Annotated in this window: 22 protein-coding genes; 14 read left to right on the forward strand and 8 right to left on the reverse strand. The window is 66.6% G+C overall.

Going from position 1 to position 24,356, the window contains the following annotated elements; all coding sequences use genetic code 11:
* From ACU18_RS10685 to ACU18_RS10695, 3 genes are all read right to left on the reverse strand, one after another.
* The coding region (locus ACU18_RS10685) for a carbohydrate ABC transporter permease (protein WP_050685535.1) at positions 1–594 on the reverse strand (594 nt) is incomplete at its 3' end.
* Positions 595–603: 9 nt separating this feature from the next.
* Positions 604–1,557 (reverse strand): carbohydrate ABC transporter permease, encoded by a 954-nt coding sequence (locus tag ACU18_RS10690; RefSeq protein ID WP_050685536.1) that lies wholly within the window; start codon positions 1,555–1,557, stop codon positions 604–606.
* 40 nt (positions 1,558–1,597) lie between these two features.
* A complete protein-coding gene (locus ACU18_RS10695) occupies positions 1,598–2,902 on the reverse strand; it encodes an ABC transporter substrate-binding protein (protein WP_050685537.1) in 1,305 nt (434 codons plus the stop codon).
* 280 nt (positions 2,903–3,182) lie between these two features.
* Here ACU18_RS10695 and ACU18_RS10700 point away from each other — a divergent pair, with 280 nt between their 5' ends.
* Genes ACU18_RS10700 through ACU18_RS10710 form a run of 3 tightly spaced genes read left to right on the forward strand, consistent with a single transcriptional unit; the run spans position 3,183 to position 6,714 of the window.
* Complete coding sequence (locus tag ACU18_RS10700) at positions 3,183–4,103, forward strand: DUF6807 family protein (protein ID WP_050685538.1); 921 nt, start codon at positions 3,183–3,185, stop codon at positions 4,101–4,103.
* Positions 4,100–5,680 (forward strand): glycoside hydrolase family 43 protein, encoded by a 1,581-nt coding sequence (locus tag ACU18_RS10705; RefSeq protein WP_050685539.1) that lies wholly within the window; start codon positions 4,100–4,102, stop codon positions 5,678–5,680. The genes ACU18_RS10700 and ACU18_RS10705 overlap by 4 nt, the downstream gene beginning before the upstream one ends.
* 17 nt (positions 5,681–5,697) lie before the next feature.
* Positions 5,698–6,714 (forward strand): LacI family DNA-binding transcriptional regulator, encoded by a 1,017-nt coding sequence (locus tag ACU18_RS10710; protein ID WP_231686054.1) that lies wholly within the window; start codon positions 5,698–5,700, stop codon positions 6,712–6,714.
* A gap of 120 nt (positions 6,715–6,834) precedes the next feature.
* On the opposite strand, the gene ACU18_RS10715 is transcribed toward ACU18_RS10710, so the two are convergent.
* Positions 6,835–7,539, reverse strand: coding sequence for a FadR/GntR family transcriptional regulator (locus tag ACU18_RS10715; protein ID WP_050685541.1), 705 nt, complete (start codon positions 7,537–7,539; stop codon positions 6,835–6,837).
* Between the two features lie 170 nt (positions 7,540–7,709).
* On the opposite strand from ACU18_RS10715, the gene ACU18_RS10720 reads away from it, so the two are divergent.
* From ACU18_RS10720 to ACU18_RS10745, 6 genes are all read left to right on the forward strand, one after another.
* Positions 7,710–9,203, forward strand: a complete 1,494-nt coding sequence (locus ACU18_RS10720) for a four-carbon acid sugar kinase family protein (RefSeq protein WP_050685542.1) — start codon at positions 7,710–7,712, stop codon at positions 9,201–9,203.
* A 48-nt stretch (positions 9,204–9,251) separates the two neighbouring features.
* A complete protein-coding gene (locus tag ACU18_RS10725) occupies positions 9,252–10,151 on the forward strand; it encodes an NAD(P)-dependent oxidoreductase (protein WP_050685543.1) in 900 nt (299 codons plus the stop codon).
* Positions 10,152–10,277: 126 nt separating this feature from the next.
* Positions 10,278–11,744 carry a GntP family transporter gene (locus ACU18_RS10730; protein WP_050685544.1) on the forward strand — a complete coding sequence of 489 codons (1,467 nt, stop codon included), beginning with the start codon at positions 10,278–10,280 and terminating at the stop codon, positions 11,742–11,744.
* Positions 11,744–12,595 carry a class II fructose-bisphosphate aldolase gene (locus tag ACU18_RS10735; RefSeq protein ID WP_050685545.1) on the forward strand — a complete coding sequence of 284 codons (852 nt, stop codon included), beginning with the start codon at positions 11,744–11,746 and terminating at the stop codon, positions 12,593–12,595. Before ACU18_RS10730 ends, ACU18_RS10735 begins: the two co-directional genes overlap by 1 nt.
* Positions 12,596–12,633: 38 nt before the next feature.
* Positions 12,634–13,038, forward strand: a complete 405-nt coding sequence (locus ACU18_RS10740; protein ID WP_050685546.1) for a DUF1304 domain-containing protein — start codon at positions 12,634–12,636, stop codon at positions 13,036–13,038.
* A 67-nt stretch (positions 13,039–13,105) separates the two neighbouring features.
* The gene (locus ACU18_RS10745) at positions 13,106–13,435 is read left to right on the forward strand and encodes a GNAT family N-acetyltransferase (protein ID WP_050685547.1); all 330 of its coding nucleotides are present in this window, start codon (positions 13,106–13,108) and stop codon (positions 13,433–13,435) included.
* A gap of 12 nt (positions 13,436–13,447) precedes the next feature.
* Here ACU18_RS10745 and ACU18_RS10750 read toward each other — a convergent pair whose 3' ends face one another.
* Positions 13,448–13,810: a hypothetical protein gene (locus ACU18_RS10750; protein WP_050685548.1), complete on the reverse strand. Its 363-nt coding sequence runs from the start codon at positions 13,808–13,810 to the stop codon at positions 13,448–13,450.
* A 189-nt stretch (positions 13,811–13,999) separates the two neighbouring features.
* Complete coding sequence (locus ACU18_RS10755) at positions 14,000–14,338, reverse strand: hypothetical protein (protein ID WP_050685549.1); 339 nt, start codon at positions 14,336–14,338, stop codon at positions 14,000–14,002.
* A gap of 353 nt (positions 14,339–14,691) precedes the next feature.
* Between ACU18_RS10755 and ACU18_RS10760 the strand changes: the two genes are divergently transcribed.
* The 5 genes from ACU18_RS10760 to ACU18_RS10780 all read left to right on the forward strand — a co-directional run bounded on the left by ACU18_RS10760 (position 14,692) and on the right by ACU18_RS10780 (position 20,900).
* Positions 14,692–16,278 (forward strand): pyridoxal phosphate-dependent decarboxylase family protein, encoded by a 1,587-nt coding sequence (locus ACU18_RS10760; RefSeq protein ID WP_050685572.1) that lies wholly within the window; start codon positions 14,692–14,694, stop codon positions 16,276–16,278.
* Positions 16,275–17,600: a lysine N(6)-hydroxylase/L-ornithine N(5)-oxygenase family protein gene (locus tag ACU18_RS10765; protein WP_050685550.1), complete on the forward strand. Its 1,326-nt coding sequence runs from the start codon at positions 16,275–16,277 to the stop codon at positions 17,598–17,600. Before ACU18_RS10760 ends, ACU18_RS10765 begins: the two co-directional genes overlap by 4 nt.
* Positions 17,597–18,163, forward strand: a complete 567-nt coding sequence (locus ACU18_RS10770) for a GNAT family N-acetyltransferase (protein ID WP_050685551.1) — start codon at positions 17,597–17,599, stop codon at positions 18,161–18,163. The genes ACU18_RS10765 and ACU18_RS10770 overlap by 4 nt, the downstream gene beginning before the upstream one ends.
* The gene (locus tag ACU18_RS10775; RefSeq protein WP_082178281.1) at positions 18,160–19,989 is read left to right on the forward strand and encodes an IucA/IucC family protein; all 1,830 of its coding nucleotides are present in this window, start codon (positions 18,160–18,162) and stop codon (positions 19,987–19,989) included. The genes ACU18_RS10770 and ACU18_RS10775 overlap by 4 nt, the downstream gene beginning before the upstream one ends.
* 137 nt (positions 19,990–20,126) lie before the next feature.
* Positions 20,127–20,900 carry an SDR family NAD(P)-dependent oxidoreductase gene (locus tag ACU18_RS10780; protein ID WP_050685552.1) on the forward strand — a complete coding sequence of 258 codons (774 nt, stop codon included), beginning with the start codon at positions 20,127–20,129 and terminating at the stop codon, positions 20,898–20,900.
* Here the strand turns inward: ACU18_RS10780 and ACU18_RS10785 are convergent.
* Both ACU18_RS10785 and ACU18_RS10790 read right to left on the reverse strand, forming a co-directional pair.
* Positions 20,868–21,956, reverse strand: coding sequence for an FUSC family protein (locus ACU18_RS10785; RefSeq protein ID WP_050685553.1), 1,089 nt, complete (start codon positions 21,954–21,956; stop codon positions 20,868–20,870). The genes ACU18_RS10780 and ACU18_RS10785 overlap by 33 nt on opposite strands.
* A gap of 259 nt (positions 21,957–22,215) precedes the next feature.
* Entirely contained in the window at positions 22,216–23,802 is a 1,587-nt protein-coding gene (locus ACU18_RS10790) for an MFS transporter (RefSeq protein ID WP_050685554.1), read from the reverse strand.
* Positions 23,803–24,356 lie beyond the last annotated feature (554 nt).

A 24,356-nucleotide genomic window follows, 5' to 3' on the forward strand; every position in this document is an offset into this window, starting at 1 on the left:
CTGGGCGGCGTCGTCGAGTTCCTTGGGCAGGGCCTTCATGAACTGGACCATCAGGAAGATGAAAAACGCGTTGGTGGCCATGAAGTTCGGCACGATCAGCGGCAGGTAGGTGTCCAGCCAGCCCAGCTGGGAGAAAATGATGTACTGCGGGACCAGGAGCACGTGGCCCGGCAACATCAGCGTTCCCAGCATCAGCGTGAAGAACAGTTTCCGGCCGGTGAACTCCATCCTGGCGAACGCGTACGCGGCCAGCGCGCAGGAGAAGATGTTGCCCACGATCGAGAGCACCACCACGATCATGGAGTTGATGAGGTACACGTGGAACGGCTGGTTCAGCGCAGTCCAGCCCTGCTCATAGTTGCTGAAGTCCCAGTTTTCGGGCCAAAGGCCCAGCTGCCTGAAGATGTCGTTGCTGGGCTTGAACGAGCTGGAGATGAGCCACAGCAGCGGGTACAGCATGACCAGGCCCACCAGGCAAAGGATCAGGTGGCGGGAGAACCGGGTTGCTTTGGTGCCGGACAGTGCGTCTTCCGGGTCGGCCTGCTTTGCTGCCTTGTCTTGTTTGCGCTTCGGGGGTAGTTCGAGGAGTGCCATGGGGTTGCCTTAATTGTCGTAGAAGACCCAGAACTTGGATGCGATGAAGTTGATGGCGGTGAAAATCGCGATGATCATCAGCAGGAGCCAGGCCATGGCGGAGGCATAGCCCATCTCGAATTCAGTGAAGCCCTTCTGGTACAGGTACAGGTTGTAAAACAGGGTTGAGTCCGCCGGTCCGCCGGTGCCGCCGCTCATCACATAACCCTGCGTAAAGGTCTGGAACGAGCCGATCAGCTGCATGATCAGATTGAAGAAAATGATGGGGCTGATCAGCGGGATGGTGATGCTGCGGAATTTCCGCCACTGGGACGCGCCGTCGATCGAGGCCGCCTCGTAGTACATGGTGGGGACCTGCCGCAGGCCGGCCAGGAAGATCACCATGGGTGAACCGAAGGTCCAGACGTTGAGGACAACCAGCGTGCTGAGGGCGAATTCCGGGTCCGTGACCCAGGCCGGACCCTGGATGCCGAAGATGCCAAGGAACCCGTTGACGATTCCGTCGTTGCCGAAGATGTAGCGCCACAGCATCACGATGGCCACGCTGCCGCCCAGCAGTGACGGCAGGTAGTAGACGGAGCGGTAGATGGCCAGCCCCTGCAGGCCGCGGTTCAGGACCAGGGCCACCCCCAGCGCCACGGCCAGGGAGATCGGGACCGAGACAAAGGTGTAGATGAAGGTGACCTTCAGCGACTGCAGCAGCCGGGGGTCCTCGAACATGGCCTGGAAGTTGGCCAGGCCCACAAAGTTCGGTTCCGTAAAGAGGTTGTAGTCGGTGAACGCCAGGTACAGCGACGCGAAGAACGGAATGATGGTGAACAGCATTCCGAGGAACCACGGCAGCAGGAACAGGTAACCTGACCGCTGGTTCCGGCGGCGGGGGGTGCTTCGCCGCCGCTTGCCGGGATGGCCCGTGGCAAGTTCAGCGGCGGCGCCCGGGGCGGCTTTTGTCAGCACGGACATGCGTCAGGCTCCTGTCTGCGTGGCGGAAGAGGGACCGGAATTACTTGTTGATCGCTGCATTGCTCTTCTCGATGAAGGTTTTGGCAGCGTCGGCCGGAGTGACGCGGCCGAATTCAACCTCCGTGGCGAGCTGCTTGAGGGTGTCCGCCACAACACTGGCGCCCTTCGGGTAAACATATGCTGCGGGCAGCTCGTCTTCCTGGATGGCTGCGACGAGGTCCACAAACGCGGTGTCATCCGGACCAAGCTGTGACTTGATGGAGTCGGCGACGTCCGGGTTGATGGGCACGCCGCGCTGGGTCAGGGTCTGCGCAGCGCCTTCGGCATCGTTGATGAGGAAGTCCAGGAGCTTGGCTGCTTCCTCGGGGTGCTTGGACTTGGCTGCGACGGACCACAGCATGCTTGGATCAGCAGAATATCCGCGGCGTTCCTCAGTGGTTTCACCGGGCATACGTAACAGCACCACCTTGCCGCCGGCGGCTTCGTTGTAGGCCTTGAAGTTGTTGATGGGAATGATCTGTGAGGCGACGGTGCCCTTGGCCAGATAGGACTGCGCCGGGGATCCACCGATCTGCTCAAAGAATCCGGCAGGCGGATAGCCGCCGGCGGTCCGCAGGTCCACGCTGTACTGGAACCACTTCTCGATGGTTTCAGCACTTACGCCGAGTTTGTTGTCCTCGGTGTAAAAGTCCTCGCCACGCTGCCGGGCAAGGAGGATGGGTCCGGTTTCCGTGGCAACGTCGTAGCCGGCACCGTAGACCTTGCCGCCGGTTTTCTGCGTTATCTCGGTGGCGAACTTTGCGTAGTCCTCCCAGCTCCAGGTCTTGTCATCCGGAATGGCGACGCCGGCCTCATCCGTGATCGCCTTGTTCACCACCATGCCGATCGTCGTCACGCCCGTAGCGACCCCATAGAGCTTGCCGTCCACCTCGCCGCGGCCCAGGATGGTCTGCGGCACCTTGTCCAGGTTCACGCCGTCCAGGGACTTAACATCCGCCAGGGTGCCCCGCTGCGCGTATTCCAGCAGGCTCCGGTTGGCCATGTTCAGCACATCCGGGGGATTACCGCCGGCAAAACGGGTGGCCAGCTTGTCCGCGTAGGGTCCGCTGTCCTGGTATTCGCTCTTGACGGTGATGCCGGGGTTCTTCTCTTCGAAGATCCGCAGCGCGGCATCTGTCATCTTGGCGCGGTTGGAATCACCCCAGTAAACGAAGTTCAGTTCCACGTTGCCGCCTGCCGAGGGGGATGAGCCGCCCCCGCAGCCGCTGAGTGCAAGCCCTGCAGCGGTCAGTGCCGCACCGATGAACAGCCGGCGGGGCATGCCCGCGGTGGTTGCCTTCTTCATTGAATGACGCCTCTCGTTGGTTGCCCCTGCTTGTAGGCGGATTTTATATAAAGCAGAAAGTTTCTGATGCATTGAGCTGCATAGTGAGATTCAGACCCACGTGTACGGAGTGCAAAACTCTCGGTAAACGATTTCTAGCAAGGAAAGACTGTGACTGTCAACACTTCATAACAAACTAGCCGAAATCATATATCGGAAAGTTTCTAGGGCTATTGCCGTTTTCTTTCTGAGTCTTTAGGCTGTTTCAAACATCCGGGATGCACAAACCAAAGGAGGCCCGATGGACCTGCCCGGCGAAAGCCTTGCCGGCCTGGCAACCCATAACGGCGGCAGCGCGCTGCCGCCGCTCAGCTCGCCCCGGCCCTACCTCCACCCCATCCGGTCGCTTGCCGGAACCGTACTGACCGACGCTTCCCCGGCGGACCACGCCCACCACTTGGGACTGTCGATCGCCGTCTCGGACCTGAACGGCACCAACTTTTGGGGCGGCTCAACCTTCACAGCCGCGAACGGGCCCCAAATCCTGCCCAACCACGGGACACAGCGTGCGGACGGCTGGACGGCAACCAGCCCGCCAGGATGGACCAGCGCGACAGGCAACCCGGATACACCCCACGCTGCAGGCTTCGAGGGCGCGCTGACTTGGCTTTCGGAGCACGGGAACGAACTCGCCGTGGAACGCCGCAGGATCAACCAGTACCCGCACCCCAGTCCCGGAACGTGGTGCCTGTCCGTGGACTCGGCCCTCACCCCCGCAGGTTCCGTGCCGCGGCTGGAGGTGTCGTCGTCGGCCGTCAAGGGACGAAACGGTGCCGGCTACGGCGGCATTTTCTGGCGCTTTTCCGCCAGCAGCACACCACCCACCGTCCTCTCGGACCACGGGGCCGGAACCGAAGCTGCGCATGGTTCGCTCTCGCCGTGGCTGGCCATCAGCCTCACCGTGGCCGGCGCACCGGTCAGCGTGGTGCTGGCGCAATCCGCCTTGATCCGGCCCTGGTTCATCAGGACTGAGGGCTACATCGGCGCCGGCCCGGCCGTGGCCTGGTCAGCCAAAGCCGCCGCGGACGCCGACACCCCGCTGGTCCAGGACCTACACGCCGTCATCCACGACGGCACCCTCCACACGGCCAGCCAGGCCCTGGAACTCCTCCGGCACCACCCCGGACTCCATCCCGAACGCCAGCCCGACAGGACATCATGACTTCCCGGAACGCCGTCCCCGTGTACAGCAACCCCATCCTCAACGCAGACTGGCCCGACCCCGATGTGGTGCAGGTCAGGGGCGTGTACTACCTCATTGCCTCAAGCTTCAACCGGGTCCCGGGGCTGCCGGTGCTCCGCTCGCGGAACCTCGTGGACTGGGAACCCGCCGGCCACGCCCTGACGCAGCTGCCGCAGGCCAGCCACTATTCCCTGGTCCGGCACGGCAGCGGCGTCTGGGCCCCATCCATCCGCCACCACGCGGGCCGGTTCTGGATCTTCTACCCGGACCCCGACCACGGCATCTTTGTCCTCAGCGCCGAAAAAGCAGAGGGTCCCTGGACCGCCCCGCACCTCCTGTATCCCGGCCGGGGCCTGATTGACCCGTGCCCGCTGTGGGACGACGACGGCCAGGCCTACCTGGTCCATGGCTGGGCCCACAGCCGGATCGGCGTCAAAAACAGGCTCACCGTGCACCGTATGAGCCCGGACGCCAGCCGCCTCCTGGACCACGGCACCCACGTCATCAACGGGGCTGACCTGCCGGGATTCACCACGCTGGAAGGGCCCAAGTTCTACAAGCGGGACGGCTGGTACTGGATCTTCGCCCCGGCCGGCGGCGTGGCCACCGGCTGGCAGTCCGTGTTCCGGTCCAGGTCCCCGTTTGGCCCTTACGAGGAGCGCCGGGTCCTGGAGCAGGGCGCTTCCGCGGTCAACGGTCCGCACCAGGGCGCCTGGGTCACCACGCCGCTGGGCGAGGACTGGTTTGTGCATTTCCAGGACCGCGGACCCTACGGGCGGGTGGTCCACCTCCAGCCCATGGGCTGGGACGGGGACGGCTGGCCGTGGATGGGGGAGCAGGCGGCCGACGGCGGACCGGGAACCCCGGTAGCAACCCACCCGTACCCGGCGGGTACTTCACCGCGGGACGTGGCGCCGGAGGGCAGCGACGACTTTGCTTCCCCGTGGCTGGGCCAGCAGTGGCACTGGCAGGCCAACCCGCGGGAGGCGTGGTCCGCGACGCCCGGCGGCGGGCAGCTGGTACTCCGGCCGCAGGCCAACGATCCGGTCAACCTGCGTGAACTGCCCAACGTCCTGGGCCAGATCCTGCCTGGCACCCCTTCCACGTTCACCACCTCGCTGGAGCTGCAGGACGTTCCTGTTGGAACCCGGGCGGGTGTGGTGGTCCTGGGCCAGAAGTACGCCTGGCTGGGGATGGTGCGGACAGCAGACGGCTTTGTGCTCGGGGCCGGAACCGGCGGGGAGGGGCCGCAGGAAGAATCCCTGGGCCGGGCCGTGCAGCTCGCAGGTCCCCGGATTGAGCTGCAGATCAGGACCGACGGCTCGCCACGCTCCACCTTCGCGTGGCGGGCAGCCCCGGGAGACCCCTGGGAAGTCCAGGGCTGGAACTTCAGCGTGATGCAGGGCAAGTGGATCGGTGCCGAGCTGGGCATCTTCGCCACCTCACCCCTGGGTTCGGCCGAAGGCGGCAGTGTTATCGTGGGACCCGTGCGGGTGGATACTGCGCCCGTGCGCCGGGCCTCCGCCCCGCAGCTTGCCGTTGCCGCCACCATATGAACCCAAGGACTGCCCCGTTGACCGCCACCCCGCGTCCCAAGATCGCAGACGTCGCGGCAGCCGCAGGAGTTTCTGTACCTACGGTCTCCAAGGTCCTTAACGGCCGCACCCACGTCTCCGATGCCACCCGGGCCAAGGTCCAGCAGGCCCTGGCGGACCTTGACTACTCCAAACGCAACACCCCCGCAGCCCAGCCGGGCATGCTGCAGCTGGTGGTCAATAACTTCGATTCCCCCTGGGTCCTGGAAACCATGGCCGGGGTGGAGTCCGCCGCGGACCGGCTGGGCTATGCGGTGGCGTATTCGCGTGCCGAACACGCCACCGCCGAGCGGTGGCGGAAGCTGCGCGAGCCCTCCGTGAACCGGTTGGACGGCGTGATGCTGCTCGCGCCGCGGCGGGGTTCACCCCTGGTGACAGCACTGCGAAGCCTGCGCATCCCGGCCGTGGCCATCGACCCCGAGGGGTCCGAAGGCCTGGCAATCCCCAGCGTCAGCCCGGCGTCGTTCTCCGGCGCGCTGGCCGCCGTTGGGCACCTCCTGGCCCTGGGACACCGACGGGTGGGCATTATCACTGGCCGGAACCACAGCCCGGGGCACGGCCGCGCCCGGTACGCGGCCTACGCGGCCGCGCTGCACGAGGCCGGCCTGCCCGTGGCGCCGGAACTGGTCCGCGACGGCGACTTCAGCACCGAGTCCGGCATGCGGCTGGGCGCCGAGCTGCTGGATCTGCCGGAGCCGCCCACCGCCATCTTTACCGGCAGCGACCTGCAGGCGCTGGGCGTGATGAACGCCGCGGGCCAGCGCTCGCTGCTGGTTCCCCGGGACCTCAGCATTGTTGGTTTCGACGACATCGCCCAGGCCGCCCTGACCTCTCCGCCGCTCACTACCGTCCGGCAGCCGCTGGCGCAGATGGCAGCCATGGCGGTGGGCATCCTGACTGAGCAGCGCGAAGGCGCGGTGTCGGCGGCCCCCACAGCCCTGGAGGTAGCCACCGAACTGGTGGTCCGCGGAACCACGGCCCCGCCGTCCCGGTAACCTGCGACCCGGCCAGCTATCAAAGGCCGGTCCCAGCGGACCAGCTCCAGCTCCCGCAGCCGGGTCAGGACCAGGCCGGCGACGGGATCGGCGCCTGACTCCCGCGTGGCCGATCCGCCCCTAGCCGGACCCGAGGACCAGGTTCCGCAGGTCATCCAGGGTCTGCTGCATGTGGGCGTCCATGGCCTCCCGGGCCCGCTGCGCATCCCGGGCCTGCAGGGCCTCGGCGATGTTCTGGTGGTGCCCGATGGCATGCTCCTGGATGGCCGGCACTGCTGATGTCTCCGTCCGGCGCTTTTCCAGTACCCGGTGCAGCGGCTCGAACAGCACCGAAACAAACACGTTGCCTGAGGCGTGCAGGATGATGTCGTGGAACGCCAGGTCCGCCTCCACAAAAGCGGCCACATCGTTGACGTGGTGGGCGGCCCGCATGGCGGTGATGTAGGCGAACAGCGAGTCCACCTCGGCCTCGGCGATCCGGCCCGCCGCCAATTCGCAGGCGCCCGTTTCCAGCATCCGCCGCAGTTCAATGAGCTGGATGGAGGACTCGGCCTCGTCCCTGCCCTCGGAGGCAGCCCGCAGCACCGCTTCCAGCGACGCCCACCGGTTCAGCGGATTAACAAACGTCCCCCGGCCGCGCTCCACGCTGAGGATGCGCTGCGCCTCAAGGGTCTTCATGGCTTCGCGGACGGTCATCCGGCTGACATCGTGCCGGGCGCTGAGCTCCAGCTCGCCGGGGACGGTGGATCCCGGTGGGAATTCGCCGCCGATGATACGGTCCAGCAACTCGTCCGCCACTACGCCAACCAGTGACTTCCTGGCCATGCTGCCCCCGATCGCTGCCGTGGGCGTACGCCCCGCGGTATGTCAGACAAGTCTACTTGCGCGTTTTTATGTCCTGTGCCACACTAATATTCAAATGTTAGATGTCAGACATCTTACAGGTCGATAAAACGGGATCCGCCGTGCCGGATCACTACACAACGGAGTGCATTGTGACGCTTGAAGTTGACGTTCTGGCTGCCTACCCGCCGGAACTCGAGATCCCCGCCGCGCTGGTGGCCAGGACCGTGGCCGAGTCGAATGCCGGGGCGCCCCGGATGCTTGTGGTGCTCGACGACGATCCCACCGGAACGCAGTCCGTGGCAGATTTGCCCGTGCTCACCCGCTGGGAAGTGTCGGACTTCGCCTGGGCTTTCGGGCAGGCCAAACCGGCCGTCTACGTCCTCACCAACACCCGCAGCCTTGACCCGGCCGAGGCCGCTGCACGCAACGAGGAAGTGGTCCGCAACGCCCTCACCGCCGCGGGTGCCTCCGATCCGCAGTCCGGGCCGGCCCTGCAGCTTGGGTTCGTCAGCCGCAGCGACTCCACCCTCCGAGGGCATTACCCGCTGGAGCCTGACGTCATCGCCGCCACCGTGGCCAACGTCAGCGGGGAATCGACGGACGGCGTGGTCCTGGTTCCCGCCTTTCCCGACGCCGGCCGCATCACCATTGGCGGCGTCCACTACATGCGCGGCACGGGCGAGGCCGCAGGTACGCTCATTCCCGTCTCCGATACCGAGTTCGCCAGGGATGCCAGCTTTGGCTTCAGCACGTCGGTGCTGAAGGACTACGTGGCGGAGAAGTCGCAGGGCCGGTTCCCCGCCGGCTCGGTCATTGTCCTGGACCTGCACACCATCCGCGCCGGCGCAGCAGCCAACGACCCCGCAGTCTCAGCAGTGGCCATCGCCGACGCACTCGACGCCGCCAATGATTCCACCCCCATCGTGGCGGACATCGTCACCGAGAACGACCTCCGTGCCCTGGCCCTTGGCCTCGACGCAGCCGAACGCCGCGGCAAAAAACTCCTGTACCGGGTGGGCCCGCCGTTCGGCAGGGCCCGGATCGGCCAGGAGATCCGCGCGGAACTCAGCGGCGGGGAAGCCTTTGCCGGCCAAAACCCTTCCGGGGCCGGCGGCCTGATCGTGGTGGGCTCGCACGTGGGCGTCACCACCCGGCAGCTCAAAGCCCTCACGGAGCAGCACAGTTCTGCCCGCATCGTGGAAATCGACGTCGAGAAGCTCCTGGGCGGGGACGCCGCCGCACACCTCGACAGCACGGTGGAGACTGTCGTCGAAGCCCTCCACACCGGCGACGTCATTGTCCACACCAGCCGCCTGCTGATCAGGACGGACGATCCCGCCGAAAGCCTGCGGATCGCCCGCACCGTTTCCGCCGCCGTCGTTGCCGTGGTCAACCGCACCCTGAAGACGTTCCCGCCCCGCTTTGTGATCGCCAAGGGCGGCATCACCTCCTCGGACGTCGCAGCCCACGGCCTTGAGATCCGCCACGCGATTGTCCGCGGCCCCATGCTGCCGGGCATCGTCTCCCTCTGGGAACCGGTGGACGGCCCTGCCAAGGGCATCCCGTACATCGTCTTCGCCGGCAACGTGGGCGACGACGAGTCCCTCGCCCAGGTCACCCGCAAACTCAGCACCACCTTCTAATACCCACAGGCTCCTAACCCCGTCCCGCAAAATTCACCGGAGAACACCATGACCAGCAATTACACCGTCACCGTCCTGGGCCTTGGCGCCATGGGCCTGCCCATGGCCACCCGCCTCGCGTCCAAGCTCACGGTCCACGGCTTCGACATCGCCGAACCCCGCCTGGAGCTGGCCGCTGAAGCCGGCATCGCCACCTTCAGCACCGCCCGCGAAGCCGCCAAGGGGGCGGACGCCGTCCTCCTGGCCGTCCGCAACGGCGAACAACTCAACGACGTCCTCTTCGGCGAAAACGGCGTGGCCTCGGTCCTGGAACCGGGCGCCGTCGTCATCCTCGGCAGCACCGTGGGCACCGAAGCCATCCCGGCCACCGTGGCCAAACTGGCCGAATACGGCGTGGACCTGGTGGACGCCCCCTTGTCCGGCGGGCCCAAGCGCGCCGGCGAAGGCGACCTGCTGATCGTTGTTGGTGCGTCCCCCGAAGCCCGCACCAAGGCAGCCCCGGCCCTGGAACTGCTGGCCTCCACCCTGACCGTGGTGGGCGACAAGCCCGGCGACGGCCAGGCCCTGAAGACCGTCAACCAGCTCCTCTGCGGCGTCCACATCGCCGCCGCGGCCGAGGCCATGGCCCTCGCGGACGCCCTGGGCCTGGACCAGGCCAAGACCCTCGCCGCCCTCGAAGCGGGTGCAGCCGGCTCCTTTATGCTCTCCAACCGCGGCCCGCGCATCCTGGAGGCCTACTCCGAGGACGGCGCCGAGGTCCTGTCCCGCCTGGACATCTTCGTCAAGGACATGGGCATCGTGGGCAAAGCCACCCGGGCCGCCGGCCTCGCAGCGCCGGTGGCTGCCGCCGCGGAACAGCTTTACCTGCTGGGCCAGGCCCAGGGCCTCGCCGCCGCCGACGATTCCGCCGTCATCAAGGTCGTCGCGCCCACCAAGCGCAACAACTAAGCGCAACCCCCACAACGTACGACGACGGCGGTCCCCCCTCCGCCGTCGTCGTACCCCCACCAGAAATTCCCAAGCGCCTGATCGCCCGTCTTCTGGAAGACTGGCACGTCAAAGGAGACACCCCTCATGAACCATCCGATACTGCCGCTGCTGGGGCGGGCGGCTGATGCGCCCGCCATCAAACCCGCCGTTGAGCTCGGCACCCCGCTGCTGCTGACCATCGCCGCGCTCGGCATCGCCGTCCTGCTGGTAATGATCATCCGCTTCAAGATCCAGGCGTTTGTGGCCCTGCTGACTGTCAGCATCATGGTGGCCGTCGCCGCCCAGATCCCGCTCAAGGACGTCTTCACCGTGGTGGCCAACGGTGTGGGCAGCACCATGGGCAAGGTGGCGCTGCTTATCGCCCTGGGCGCCGTGCTGGGCCGCATGATCGAGGTGTCCGGCGGCGTCCAATCGCTCGCGACGCACTTCACCAACAAGCTGGGCGCAAAGCGCGTGGCTGTGGCCCTCACCGCTGTTGGCTTCCTGGTCGCCATCCCGGTGTTCTTCGAAGTGGGCGTCATCGTCCTGGTCCCCATCGTGTATGCCTTCGCCAAAATCGCCAAGGTGCACCCGGTCAAGTTCGGCCTGCCCATGGCCGGGATCATGCTGTCCATCCACGTGGCGGTCCCGCCGCATCCGGGCATTGTTGCCGGTGCCGGCGTGTTTGGCGCGGACATTGGGCTTATCACCCTCATCTCCTTGATTATCTGCATTCCGCTGGGTTTCCTGTCCTACTGGGTGGCCAGCATCATGAACCGCAAGGACTACGAACTCCTGCCCTCGGTCAAGGCGCAGGTTGAGGAATTCGGTTCGGATGCCCTGGTGAAGGTGGGCCATGACGGCCCCGGCGCCGCCACGCAGGCCCCGCCCCGGCCCGGTCTGATCATCTTCCTTATTGCCGCCCCCATCGTGCAGATCCTGCTCGGCACCGTTGGCACCCTCACCATCCCCAAAGACAATTCCTGGTATGGCCTGGCCGCGTTCGTCGGCAACCCGTTTTTCGCCCTGCTGGTGGCCGTGGCGCTGTCGTTCTTCCTGCTCGCCGTGCGCCGCAACTGGTCGCTCAAGGAAACCGGTGAAATCTTCGAAGGTGCCCTGCCGCCCATCGCTTCCATCCTCATGGTGGTTGCTGCCGGTGGCGTGTTCGGGGAGGTACTCAGGACCTCCGGCATCGGCGCGGCGCTCTCCCAAACCCTGGACCACCTGGGCCTGCCCGTCATCGCCCTCGGCTTTGTCATCTCCCTTGCCCTGCGCGCAGCCCAAGGCTCCGCGACCGTCGCGATTGTCACCACCACCGGGCTGCTCACCTCCGCGGTGATGGAGGGCGGCTACACGCCTGCGCAGATCGCCGTCATCGTTATCGCCATTGGCTTCGGCTCACTTGGCCTGTCCCACGTCACGGACGCCGGTTTCTGGACAGTGGTCCGGTACTACGGCCTCACCGTCTCCGACGGGCTCCGCACCTGGACCGTCCTCACCACCGTCCTGGGCCTTGCCGGCTTCGCGCTGACCTTTGTTGCCTGGATCCTGGTGGGAGGCCTGGGCGTCTGATGCGTACCCAACTCGACCACCTGGTCACCTCTGCCCTGCAGCAAGGCTCGGCAGTGCCGGCCTTCACCTGCTACGACTTCACCACAGCCCTTGCCGTGGTGGGTGCCGCGGAGGAATCCGGCCGCGGCGTCATCCTGCTGGTGGCCCCCAGGACCGCCGCCACCCGCAACGGGCTGCGCCTCATCGCAGCACTCCGTGGCCTGGCGGATGCCGCCACCGTCCCGGTCGCCGTGCAGCTTGACCACGCAACGGACCTTGCCGTGATGGCCGGCGCCGTGGCTGCCGGGGCGGATTCCGTCCTCGCTGACGGCTCCTCCCTGCCCTTTGAGGAAAATATCGCTTTGGTGCTGGCAGCCCGCGCCCTCCTGGGCCCGGATGTGGTCCTGGAGGCGGAGTTGGGTGGCCTGGCCGGAGACGAGGACCGCGCATTCGGCGATGACGCTGCCGGAGTGGATATCGCAGGCCTGACCGATTCGGCCCAGGTTGAGGAATTTGTGTCCCGCACCGGCGCCGGATTGCTGGCTGTGGCCGTGGGCAACGTGCACGGCAAATACAAGGGCGAACCCCGGCTGCGGTGGGACGTGCTGCAGGACATCGCCGTACGGACCCACATTCCCCTGGTGCTCCATGGGGCCTCCGGCATTCCCGCTTCGGAACTGGTGAAAGCCGCCGCCATGAACGTGGGGAAGGTGAACTTCAACACCGAGCTCCGCACTGGAGTGCTGGCCACCCTGCAGGAGCAGCTGCCCGCTCACCGGGCCGACGGCGAAAACCTGCAGGCCCTGCTGGGCCGCTGGGACCGGACGGCGTCAGATTTCGCCACCGGCACGTTGGAGACACTGAGCAGGTAGGGACACCACCGTTGGTGCAGGGAGGCTAGGATCAAGCCATGATCCTGGCCTCCCTTGTTTTCGTTTTCCTGGCAGCAGCCCTGCACGTTTTTATCTTCACGCTGGAGTCGGTGAACTGGACCAAACCCGCCACGTGGAAGCGCTTCAACATCGCCTCCCAGCAGGACGCCGAAACCACCAAGTCGCTCGCCTACAACCAGGGTTTCTACAACCTGTTCCTGGCGATCGGCGCCTTCATCGGGCTTGCCCTGGTGGCCTTCGGTGGCGACGGCTCGGCGCAGGACGTGGCCGGCTGGACCCTGGTCTTCGCTTGCTGCGGCTCCATGCTGCTCGCCGCCCTGGTCCTGGCACTGAGCGGCAAAAAGAACCTCCGGCCTGCGGTGACGCAGGGGATCACCCCGCTGATCGCCGTCGTGCTTGGCCTGATTGCCGTCACGTCCTAGCGTTGCCCGCCGTTCCGCCGCGCCGGTGAGCATTGCCAGCGGGGCCAAGTAGTGCCACTGTCGAACCATGACCGAGAACACCATGTCCACGGAAGACACCTTTGCGCCGGACGTAGCGCTGGCCCGCAATGACGCGGACCACCGCTACGAACTGCATGTGGGCGGAACCCTCGCCGTCCAGTCGTTCTTCGAGGACCAGCCCGGACACGTTGACTTCATCCGCACCGAAACCTCGGCAGGGTTCGAAGGCCAGGGCCTGGGCAAGGTCCTGGCGCATTTTGCGCTGGACGATGTTGTGGCCACCGGCAAGCGGATCATTCCGCATTGCCCGTTTATTGCCGGTTACCTGCGCAAGCACGAGGGCTACGGCCAGTTTGTGGACTGGCCGGAAAGCTGACCCGACGGCGGGTCAGGGCAGTTCGTCGGCCGGACCGTCGATGGTGAACCCGCAGGCGCAACGGTACGTGACCGCCCTTTCTGCCATGGCGGCGCTGTCAGCGGGACCGCCCTGCTCCTGCAATGCCAAACGGTCCGCCGGCATCCCACGTTGAGCCGGCCCGTCCCCGACCTGCATCGGAGCGGCAATATCAACGTGCACTGGTTCGCGGATGGGGGAGGAGTCCGGGTCCACCCGCTGCATGGGTGTCCTGCAATGCATCCGGGTGCTGAGTGTGGCCATCAGCTCCACGTCCACCGGTCCGGCCGGTACCTCCGGACTGCCCGGAGGGTCGGGGAGTGGTGCCGCCAGAAGGGGCTCTGCGGTGCTGGGCATGGTATTTTTCCTTGGGCTTCTTCACGGGCCTGCCGGCGTTGGCAGGGCCCGCCGCGAACTGCTTGCGGAGCTTTGCGCTTCCAACAAGCCAAGCATGCTTAGTACCTGCGGCCAAATTGCGGCCGCCACTAGGTCCTTCTTCGCCCGCTGCGGGGCGCGGGAAAGAGGGTCGTTGCCGTTGCGCCGGGTTCAGCCCCGGCGCCGCTGCCATTGGAAGGCATGCCAGAACAACAGCACCATGGCCGTCGCCAGCCCCGAGACGATGAGCTGCGGACTGAAAGACATCAATAGGTAGGCCAGGGGCGGGCCGTTGGTGGATCCGAAGGACATGACGGTTGTGCCGGCTCCGCCGAACAGGACAGCCAGGCCGCCCACCACCAGGGCTGCGGCCAGCAGCCAGAGCACAACAATGAACGGGTTCACGCTGAAGCCGGGCGATTTTTCGGCCGGCTCCGGCGGTTCACCGGCGCCCCCATCCGGAATCCGGTTTCCGTGCTGGTCCACTTCGCGGAAGGTCACCGCGCCCATTGGCTGTTCCATTGTTCCCCCTGGTTCCCGGGCTCCGTTCGGGCGCCCGGTCCATCCACCCTAGGCCGCGCAGGGCCGTTGGCGTCAAGGGCGTCGTTGCGGCACCATTCCGGAATCGTCCCGGCACTGCCCCGAATCATCCCGGCGCCATCGTTGGCACCTGGCGGGCCGCATATTGTGCCGGACGGTTCCACGGACTGCCAGTCAATGACGCCCCGCAGGCCGTTGAATCGTTCAATTCCGGGTGCCTGGGATAAATACATCACAGAAGTTTGATTAAAAGGGTTACCTAAGTAAGGCTTGCCTATGCAATTCGACGTACAACCCTGACCGAAGGAATACCAGTGCCGCTGATGCCCCGCCTTGACGAGTTACCCGTGGACCAACCGCGACCGCTTCAGGAGCTGCCGGGCCAGGATTTCGGCTCCCGCGTGGAGCTGGCACTTGGCGCCTCCAACCATCTGCTGAACGCCAGGAATTCCCCCCGCTACGTGGCGCAGGTGCTGCAGGGCGTGACCGCAGTTGCCACCAAACTGGAGCGGAGCACCCAGCCGTTCACCGGCGTCGGACCTGCGGAGCTGCAGGCCCGGGTGGCCGCCGTGGACCTGGAAACGCCGCTGCCGGATACCGCGGCGGCGCTGGCGGAACTCGAAGGGGTATACCTCCGGGACGCCGTCTACTTCCACGACACCAAATACGCCGCGCACCTGAACTGCCCCGTGGTCATCCCGGCGCTGGTGGGCGAAGCCATCCTGTCCGCCGTGAACTCCTCCCTGGACACGTGGGACCAGAGCGCCGGCGCCACCATGATCGAGCGGCGCCTCATCGACTGGGCCGCGGACCGGCTGCACCTCGGCGCCGACGCTGATGGCATCTTCACCTCCGGCGGCAGCCAGTCCAACCTGCAGGCCCTCCTGATCGCCCGCAACCACGCCGTAGCCGGCCTCCGGCAGGACCCGGCCCGCAGCGGCCTCCGGCTGCCGGCGCTGCTGGACACCCTGCGCATCTTCACTTCGGAGGACAGCCATTTCAGCATCCAGAAGTCAGCGTCCATGCTGGGCCTGGGGTTCGACGCCGTGATCACCGTGCCGTGCACCCCCGACCATCGGATGGACCCGGCCGCGCTGGCCGCCGCAATGGCTGACGCCACCGACGCCGGGCTCACCCCCATGGCTGTGATCGCCACCGCAGGCACCACCGACTTCGGCTCCGTCGACCCGCTGGCCGAGCTCGCCGCCCTGGCCCGCGCCTACGGCGCCTGGCTCCACGTTGATGCTGCCTACGGCGGCGGCCTGATGGTCTCCGGCCGCTACCGGCACCTCCTTGACGGCACCCGGCTGGCGGATTCCGTCACCGTGGACTTCCACAAAACCTTCTTCCAGCCGGTCAGCTCCAGCGCCCTGCTGGTCCGCGAGCGCGCCATGCTGCGCCACATCACCTACTACGCCGACTACCTCAACCCGGAAAGCGCCGCCCTGGCCGACATCCCCAACCAGGTGGACAAAAGCATCCAGACCACCCGGCGCTTCGATGCCCTCAAGCTCTGGCTCACCCTGCGCATCATGGGCGCGGACGCCATCGGCGCGCTGTTCGACGAGGCGATCGACCTGACCTCCCGGGTGGGGGCGCTCCTTGATGCTGATGACGGGTTTGAGCTCGCCGCCCAGCCCCAGTTGAGCACCCTGGTATTCCGGTACCGGCCCCTGCTCGCTGACGGCAGCCGGCTTTCCGAGGACGCCGCTGACGTGCTGAACCCCGCCATCCGCGCCGCCGTCTTCGCCTCCGGCCAGGCCGTGGTGGCCGGCACCAAGGTTGCCGGGCGCCACTACCTGAAGTTCACCCTCCTCAACGCTGAGGCAACCCTGGAGGATATCGCCGGGATCGTTGACCTGCTGCGCCGGACCGGCGCGGGCATGCTGCAGGACGGGGTGGCAGCATGAGCCGCATCCACGACTTCGCAGCCATCGGCGTGGGGCCCTTCAACCTGGGCCTCGCCGCCCTGGCCGAACCGATCGAAGGGTTGGCCGGGGTTTTCCTGGAGCAGCGCGAATCCTTCGACTGGCACCCCGGCATGATGCTGGAACCGGCCCACCTCCAGGTCCCGTTTATGGCCGACCTCGTCACCCTGGCAGACCCCACCTCCCCATACTCCTTCCTGAACTTCCTGAAGCAGACGGGCAGGCTGTACCGCTTCTACATCCGGGAAAACTTCTACCCCCTGCGCGCAGAGTACAACCAGTACTGCCAATGGGTGGCCGGCCAGCTGCCGTCCGTCCGCTTTGGCACCACGGTCCGGGACATCACGCACGACGGCGGGGTGTACCGGCTCACCGTGTCCGGCCCGGCCGGGCCTGAGGTACTGCTGGCCCGGCGGCTGGTGCTGGGCACCGGAACCTCGCCGTACGTCCCCGCGTCCGGCCGCGACATCCTGGCCCGCTCCGGAGCGGGAACCGGGGGACTGGCCATCCACAACGCCGACTACCTGGCCCGGAAGGACGAACTGCAGCAGCAGCGCAGCATCACCATCCTGGGCAGCGGCCAAAGCGCCGCGGAGATCTACTACGAGCTCCTGCAGGAATCCGGAACCCACGGCTACCAGCTGAACTGGGTCACCCGGTCCGGCCGGTTCTTCCCGCTGGAATACACCAAGCTGACCCTCGAAATGACCTCCCCCGAATACGTGGACTACTTCCACGCACTTCCGCAGGAGCAGCGGGACCACCTGAACAAGGCGCAGAAGAACCTCTACAAGGGCATCAACTCGGACCTGATCGACGCCATCTATGACCTCCTCTACACCCGCAGCATCTCCGGGCTGGTGGACACGCAGCTGCTGACCCACTCCACGCTCACGGCGGCGGAATGGGACCCGGCAGCGGGCACCCACACGCTGCACCTCGAGCATGGCGAGCAGGGCAGCTCCTACACGCTGGACAGCGAAGCCGTGGTCCTGGCCACCGGGTACGGATACCACGAACCGGAATTCCTGGCCGGTGTGCAGGACCGGATCGCCCGGGACAGCGCCGGGAGGTTCGCCGTGGACCGGAACTACAGCACCGGCGTCGAACCCGGCGAGATATTTGTCCAGAATGCCGAACTCCACACCCACGGATTCGTTACCCCGGATCTGGGCATGGGCGCCTACCGCAACTCCTGCATCCTGCGCGCGATCACCGGCCGCGAGGTCTACCCGGTGGAACGCAGCATCGCTTTCCAGCAGTTCGGTGCCCCGGCAGGCGTCGCGGCGGAGGTGCCCGCATGAGGTTCACCTTCCGCTGCCTCGACGCCACCGCCGACGCACCGCTCCTCCACAGCTGGGTGACCAAACCTTACGCCTCCTTCTGGGGCATGCTTTCCGCCAGCGTCGAGGACGTGGTGCAGGAATACCGGACCATCCAGGCCAGCGGCCACCACCACGCGCTGCTGGGGCTCGACGGCGGCGTCCCCGCCTTCCTGATGGAGGACTATCTTCCCGGCTCCTCACCCCTGGCCGCGGTCTATGCCGAGGAGCCCGGCGACGTGGGGATGCACCTGCTGGTGGCGCCGCCGTCGTCCGGCCCGGAAGCCGGGTACACCACTGCCGTGATGGACGCCGTCCTGGACCGGATCTTCGCCCGCCCGGACGTGGAACGCGTGGTGGTTGAACCTGACGCGCGCAACACCCGGATCCACGCCCTCAACGAACGGCTCGGGTTCCAGCCCGCCGGCCTCGTCACCCTGCCGGACAAGGAAGCGCTGCTCAGCTTCTGCACCCGCGCCGACTACCTCACCGCCCGCGCCGCACTGAACCTTCCCACCCCCATCCCCCAGGGAGCCGCACTGTGACCATCCACCTCGATCCTGCACCCACCGCCGGATACCGGGCCGCTGAAGCCCCGCACCTGGCCGCCGACCGCTGGGACATCGCCAACCGGCACCTGCTCCGGAAGGCGCTCGCCGAGTTCTCCCACGAACGCATCCTCTCGCCGGAACCCCTCGACGGCGGCTACCGGGTGGTGAGCGACGACGGCAGCTCCGAATACCGCTTCACCGCCCGGCTGCTGGAACTGGACCACTGGTCCATCGACCCGGGCTCCATCCGCGGCTTCCGGGACGGCAGGGAAGCGCCGCTGGACGTCCTGGACTTCATCACCGCGTTCCATGGCACGCTGGGGATCAACACCGCCATGCTGCCCGTGTACCTCGAGGAAGTCAGCAGCACGCTGGCCAGCCACGCGTACAAGCAGTGGGCCGGGCAACCGGCCGCCGCCGAACTCGCAGCAGGTGTGACCGGCGGGTTGGATGCTGCCGCGGACTTCCAGGCCATTGAACGCAGCATGACCGAGGGGCACCCCTGTTTTGTGGCGAACAACGGCCGGCTGGGCTTCGGGATCGGGGACTACCTGGCGTTCGCACCGGAAACCGGCGCCCCGGTCCAGCTGGTGTGGGTCGCGGCCGCGCGCAGCCACGCTGTCTTCACGGCCAGCCAGGGCCTGGACTACCGAGCCCACCTGGAGGCTGAACTGGGCGGCCTGGTGGGGGACTTCAACGCGGAACTCCGGCTCCAGGGCCTGGACCCCGACCTGTACTTCTTCCTGCCGGTGCACCCCTGGCAGTGGGAGAACAAGCTGACCGTCACGTTTGCGGCGGAAATCGCCCGGCAACGGATCGTCTACCTGGGCACCGGCACCGAGAAGTACCAGGCGCAGCAGTCCATCCGGACGTTCTTCAACACCGACCAGCCGGCGAAGTCCTACGTCAAGACGGCCATGTCCGTCCTGAACATGGGCTTTATGCGCGGTCTCTCCCCCCAGTACATGAAGGCCACCCCGGCCATCAACGACTGGCTGCGCAGACTGATCGAAGCGGACGGTGCCCTGCAGCAGCGCGGCTTCACGATGATCGGCGAGGTCGCAGCCATCGGTTACCACAACGGCTACTACGAGGCCGGCTCCGACCCCGGCTCGGCATACCGGAAGATGCTCTCCGCGCTGTGGCGGGAAAGTCCGCTGCCGCTGCTGGCGGACGGGCAGCAGCTGGCCACCATGGCCTCGCTGCTGCACGTCGACGCCGATGGCAGGCCCATGGTCTCCGCCCTGATCGAGCGGTCCGGGCTGGCCGCTGCGGAGTGGGTGCGCCGCTACTTCGAGGCGTACCTGGTGCCGCTGGTGCACTGCCTCTACCGCTATGAGCTGGCGTTTATGCCGCATGGGGAGAACGTGATCCTGGTGCTGCAGGACGGGGTCCCGGTGCGGGCCGTGATGAAGGACATCGCCGAGGAGATCGTGGTGATGGGGACCCGGCTGGAGCTGCCGGAGGAGGTTTCCCGGATCCAGGTGGCCATCCCGGACAGTGAGAAGGTGCTGGCCATCTTCACGGACATCTTCGACTGCATCTTCCGGTTCCTTTCGGCGCTCCTGGACGAAGACGGGATGCTGCGCCAGGAGGACTTCTGGGCCATCGCGGCCCGGGCGATCGCCGGCTACCAGGCCGAACACCCGGAACTGGCGGACCAGTTTGCCCGGCATGACCTGTTCGCCGCCGACTTCGAGCTGTCCTGCCTGAACCGGCTACAGCTGCGGAACAACCAGCAGATGCTGGACCTGACGGATCCCTCCGGCGGGCTGCAGATGGCGGGCCGCCTGGCCAACCCGCTGGCCCGGTTCGCCTAGCCGGGCCTGTCTCCGCGCCCGCCGTCGGATTCTGCACCATCAACCGGCTCGGCCCGCCGGCTGGCCCCGTCTTTCCGGGGCCGGCCACGGGGCCCGCGGGAATGATCGTGCAGAATCCGCCGGACTAGGCTGGCCGGATGAGCCAACCAGCACGCGGAACCACTGCCCTTATCACCGGCGCCAGTTCGGGCCTGGGCGCGGAGTTCGCCCGTCAGCTCGCAGCGCAGGGCTGCAACCTGGTGCTCGTGGCGCGGAACCGTGCCCGGCTGGAAGAGGTCGCGGGCGCCCTGGCCCAGCAGTACGGGACCACCACTGAAGTACTCCCCGCAGACCTGGCGGACGACGCCGGGGTGGCCGCCGTCGTCGAACGCCTGTCGCTCCCGGACCGGCCGGTAGGCATCCTGGTGAACAACGCCGGGACCGGGCTGCTGCATGACTTCGAGGACAACGTCATCGGCGAGGAGCAGCGGAACCTGAAACTCCACGCTGAAACGGCGATGGTGCTGACCCACACCGCTGTGCAGGGCATGCTGGCCCGTGGCGGCGGCCGGATCATCAACGTGGCCAGCATCGCCGCGTTCCTGCCGCGCGGGACCTACTCGGCGGCCAAGGCGTGGCTGCTCAGCTTTAGCCGGTGGGCCAACTTCGCTTACCGTGCCCGGGGCATCAAAGTTACGGCGGTGTGCCCCGGCCTGACCCACACCGAATTCCACCAGCGGCTGGGAATGGACCAGCCGATGGCTCCGGCCTGGGCGTGGCTGGACGCGGAAAGGGTGGTCCGGGAAGGGCTGGCGGCCAACCATCGGGGCCGGGCCGTATGCGTCCCGTCAAAGCGGTACAAAGCGGTGGCCGTGCTGGCCAAATTGGCGCCGGCCAGGCTAATGGCGGGCCCGGCGCGCAAGGCCCAGTAGCGCGGCGGGGGAGCGGGTCCCCGGCCGCCGGACCGCCACCACCACCGCGATCCCCACCAGAGCCCCCACCAGGGTTTCCACCGCCCGTTCCGCGATCAGCACGGTGGGATCCGCGGGGGCGGCGAGCTGCGTCATCAACAGGATCACCGGGGTGAACCAGACCATCGCCAGCCCGTAGTGGCGGTTCATGAACAGCTCGGTCGCAAACTGGAACACGATCACCAGCAGGGCCAGCAGCACCGCCTCGTTGCCCGGAACCAGCGCTGCAACCGACCACGGGCCGGGAAGGATCATGGCTGCGGTGACGGCAAGGCCCACAAATGTTCCCACGATCCGGTGGATGCCGCGGCGGACGCTGCTGGGCAGGTCGGCGCCGGCCAGCGGCACGGCGGCAGCCGCCATGGCCCAGTGCGGATGGCCACTGCCGCTGATGACCCCCACGGAACCTGCGGCGCCCACCGCCAGCACGTAGCGGGCGGCGTGGATCAGGAGTTCGCGGCGTCCGGTCCGGCCCGCCGCGGCAGGTTCCGGAGACGTCCGACGGCGGCCTGCCGGGGCCAGCCGGCCGGCCTGGCCCACGGCAAGGGAAAGGGCCGCCGATCCCGAAGCGATCAGCAGCGCCACGAACCAGGGGACCGCCGCGGGGACCGAGGCGCAGGCCCCGAGGGCCAGGATTCCAAAGAAGGGTCCCGCCGGTTTGAGCCGCATCCGGTCGGCGTAGACAGATCCCGCGCCAGCCAGTGTGGCTTCCACCCCCACGAGCCACCAGGATTGCAGGTGGTTGGCGGACAGGACAACGCCCACAGCCACCCCGCCCAGGAGCATGCCGGCAGCCCGGCCCTGGTGCCGGAGGCGCAGGAGATGCGGTGCGGACCTGCCGTACATAGCGGTGAGGCCACCGAACACCGCGTAGATGATGAGGTCCGTCCGGCCCGCGGCCAGCAGGAGCAGGGACGGCAGTGCGACGCTGACGGCAACGCGGACGGCGGCGGCGCTGTCGTTGTCCGCGGGTTCCAGGCGGTGCAGCGCGCGCACCTGCTCCACCACTCGGTTCATGCCCAACCATTCCTGTCAGCCTGCGGCCTCTTGGCCCTTCGGAAACTATCACCGGCCCCGGCCCGGAGTCATTTCCGGCGGGCCCTGCACCGTCATGGAACGCTTGCCCGGCCGGGCCTTGTGGCAGGAAGTCCGGCGGGTGGCACGGCAAGGGCCCGCCCCGCGGCTTCTTGGGAAGAGCGCGGGACGGGCCCTGTGAGCGTGGGCTGCTGCAAGTGCCCTGCGCGGCAGCCGGGAAACGGCTGCCGCGCGGTGGTGCCTACGAGGTTGACGCCTTACCGGCAGAGCTGCTGTTCAGGGGAGCAACATCGTCGAACGGCAGGTCAGCCACTACGAAATTGGGGTTATCGTCCTGGGTTGCCACCAGTTCGGCCGCCTCTTCCTGAGTGTCCACGCTGGGCATGGATCCGGGGAGGGGCTTGTTGGCCGACTCCTTGAGGAAGTAGATGCCGATCGCGCCGGCTGCGGACGTCAGCATCAGGTAATACGCCGGCATCATGTCGTTGCCCGTGGCCTTGATGAGGGCAGCCACGATGAACGGGGTGGTGCCGCCGAAGATTGCCACCGCAAAGTTATAGGCGATTCCCATCGAGCTGTAGCGGCTCGAGGTGGGGAACTGCGCGGGCAGCGAGGACGCCAGGTTGGCAACATAGAAGGTGACCGGGAAGGCAATCAGGGCCAGGCCCACCAGGGTTGACCACACCTCACCGATTCCGATCATCATGAACGCCGGGACGGCCAGGACGATGGTGCTTACAGCGCCCACCCAGAGGATTGGGCGGCGGCCCACTTTATCCGACAGGCGGCCTGTCAGCGGGATGCACAGGGCCATGATCACAAGGACCGGGATGGTCAGCGCGGTGCCGTGCATCTCGTCGTAGCCCTTCTCCGAGGAGAGGTAGGTGGGCATATAGGACGTGAGGGCGTAGCCGGCGGTATTGGCGGCGGCCACCACAACCATGGCTACCAGGATGGGGCGCCAGTTGGCCTTGACCGTGGCCAGCGGGCCGTTGGCGGCGACGGGATCGTTGTTGGTGGCATCCTTGGCGGCTTCTTCCCGGGCATCCAGCGTGGCCTGGAATTGCGGGGATTCCTCGATCTTGCTGCGGAAGTAGATGGCGATCAGGCCCAGCGGCCCGGCGGCCAGGAACGGAATCCGCCATCCCCAGTCCTCCATGGCGTCCTGGCCCAGGGTGAGCTGCAGGACCGAGACCAGGGCGGCACCCATGGCGAAGCCCAGGTAGCTGCCCAAATCCAGGAAGCTGGCAAAGAAGCCGCGGCGCTTGTCTGCTGCGTATTCGCTGACGAAGGTGGTTGCGCCGGCGTATTCGCCACCGGTGGAAAAGCCCTGCACCACCTTGAGGATGACCAGCAGCACGGCAGCCCACAGGCCCACCTGTGCGTAGCCGGGAAGCAGGCCCACGGCGAAGGTGCTGGCTGCCATGATCATCAGCGTGGTGGCCAGGGTCTTCTGGCGGCCCACCTTATCGCCCAGCCAGCCGAAGATCACGCCGCCGAGGGGGCGTGCGATGAAGGTGGCGGCGAAGGTGCCCAGGAGGAAAAGGTTCTGGGTGGCCGGGTCGGATTCCGGCAGGAACGTGGGTCCCATGGTGGTGATGAGGTAGCCGAACACGCCTACGTCATACCACTCCATGGTGTTACCCACGATGGTGCCGCCCATGGCTTTTTTCAGCATGGGCTGGTTGACGACGTTGACGTCGGATTCCTTCAGCCTGCGGCGTGGCAGCAGCTTGGGCTTCTTGAGAGCCTTGGCGGCTGTCGGGTCGGTTCCGCGGGCGTTTTGGGCGCCTGCTGAAGAGTCGGTCATGCTTCGGTCTTTGGGCATTTGGGTAGCTCCCGTGGAGGTCATTTGCTTGCGACTTGTAGCTGCCCCGCTCCGGGCAGACCTTAAATTTTACTGGAATTCTCTGGCATTGGCGGCGTTTGTGCCGTAGGGTCTATGGTTTTGCGCCTGGTTTTGGGGCGTATTACGGAACTTCTTTTCCCGGTTTTTCCCATATATCCACTGGGATCGGCCGCCGCTGCCGCCGCCATTGCCGAATCTTTTTGAACAACGGTCCTTGCGGGCCGATTTTTGGGTGCCTTCGGACCCAAAAAGTGAGAGCCGTCACCAGGGTATTCGGCGCTGTGGGGCGGGCCCAGGTGGTCCGATAGGGGCGGCGTGCGGGGGTTGCTGAAATCGGGGGTTCACAGGCACTGGATGCTTGCCTAAGGTGGACCCATGGGAATTTTGTAGAGACAGTCGGCGGACGCGCAAAGATTGGCCGGGACCGGCCTGCGCCACCGCAGAACAAGCCATCGCAGCAGGCGGCGAACCGCTGCGACCTCGATTTCCGCTGGCATTCCCGGCGGCCCCCTTGGCCTTCGGGCTGAATCCTT

Origin of the sequence: Arthrobacter sp. ZBG10, from assembly GCF_001238605.1 — a bacterium.
In the GTDB taxonomy this organism is placed as follows: domain Bacteria; phylum Actinomycetota; class Actinomycetes; order Actinomycetales; family Micrococcaceae; genus Arthrobacter.

What these genes read in the sequence shown, in the direction of transcription:
- ACU18_RS10690 (WP_050685536.1), bottom strand. Translation starts at nt 1,557, where the DNA reads ATGTCCGTGCTGACAAAAGCCGCCCCGGGCGCCGCCGCTGAACTTGCC.
- ACU18_RS10715 (WP_050685541.1), bottom strand. Translation starts at nt 7,539, where the DNA reads ATGGCCAGGAAGTCACTGGTTGGCGTAGTGGCGGACGAGTTGCTGGAC.
- ACU18_RS10735 (WP_050685545.1), top strand. Translation starts at nt 11,744, where the DNA reads ATGCGTACCCAACTCGACCACCTGGTCACCTCTGCCCTGCAGCAAGGC.
- ACU18_RS10780 (WP_050685552.1), top strand. Translation starts at nt 20,127, where the DNA reads ATGAGCCAACCAGCACGCGGAACCACTGCCCTTATCACCGGCGCCAGT.
- ACU18_RS10695 (WP_050685537.1), bottom strand. Translation starts at nt 2,902, where the DNA reads ATGAAGAAGGCAACCACCGCGGGCATGCCCCGCCGGCTGTTCATCGGT.
- ACU18_RS10785 (WP_050685553.1), bottom strand. Translation starts at nt 21,956, where the DNA reads ATGAACCGAGTGGTGGAGCAGGTGCGCGCGCTGCACCGCCTGGAACCC.
- ACU18_RS10755 (WP_050685549.1), bottom strand. Translation starts at nt 14,338, where the DNA reads ATGGGCGCGGTGACCTTCCGCGAAGTGGACCAGCACGGAAACCGGATT.
- ACU18_RS10700 (WP_050685538.1), top strand. Translation starts at nt 3,183, where the DNA reads ATGGACCTGCCCGGCGAAAGCCTTGCCGGCCTGGCAACCCATAACGGC.
- ACU18_RS10725 (WP_050685543.1), top strand. Translation starts at nt 9,252, where the DNA reads ATGACCAGCAATTACACCGTCACCGTCCTGGGCCTTGGCGCCATGGGC.
- ACU18_RS10760 (WP_050685572.1), top strand. Translation starts at nt 14,692, where the DNA reads ATGCCCCGCCTTGACGAGTTACCCGTGGACCAACCGCGACCGCTTCAG.
- ACU18_RS10765 (WP_050685550.1), top strand. Translation starts at nt 16,275, where the DNA reads ATGAGCCGCATCCACGACTTCGCAGCCATCGGCGTGGGGCCCTTCAAC.
- ACU18_RS10790 (WP_050685554.1), bottom strand. Translation starts at nt 23,802, where the DNA reads ATGCCCAAAGACCGAAGCATGACCGACTCTTCAGCAGGCGCCCAAAAC.
- ACU18_RS10770 (WP_050685551.1), top strand. Translation starts at nt 17,597, where the DNA reads ATGAGGTTCACCTTCCGCTGCCTCGACGCCACCGCCGACGCACCGCTC.
- ACU18_RS10750 (WP_050685548.1), bottom strand. Translation starts at nt 13,810, where the DNA reads ATGCCCAGCACCGCAGAGCCCCTTCTGGCGGCACCACTCCCCGACCCT.
- ACU18_RS10745 (WP_050685547.1), top strand. Translation starts at nt 13,106, where the DNA reads ATGACCGAGAACACCATGTCCACGGAAGACACCTTTGCGCCGGACGTA.
- ACU18_RS10730 (WP_050685544.1), top strand. Translation starts at nt 10,278, where the DNA reads ATGAACCATCCGATACTGCCGCTGCTGGGGCGGGCGGCTGATGCGCCC.
- ACU18_RS10740 (WP_050685546.1), top strand. Translation starts at nt 12,634, where the DNA reads ATGATCCTGGCCTCCCTTGTTTTCGTTTTCCTGGCAGCAGCCCTGCAC.
- ACU18_RS10705 (WP_050685539.1), top strand. Translation starts at nt 4,100, where the DNA reads ATGACTTCCCGGAACGCCGTCCCCGTGTACAGCAACCCCATCCTCAAC.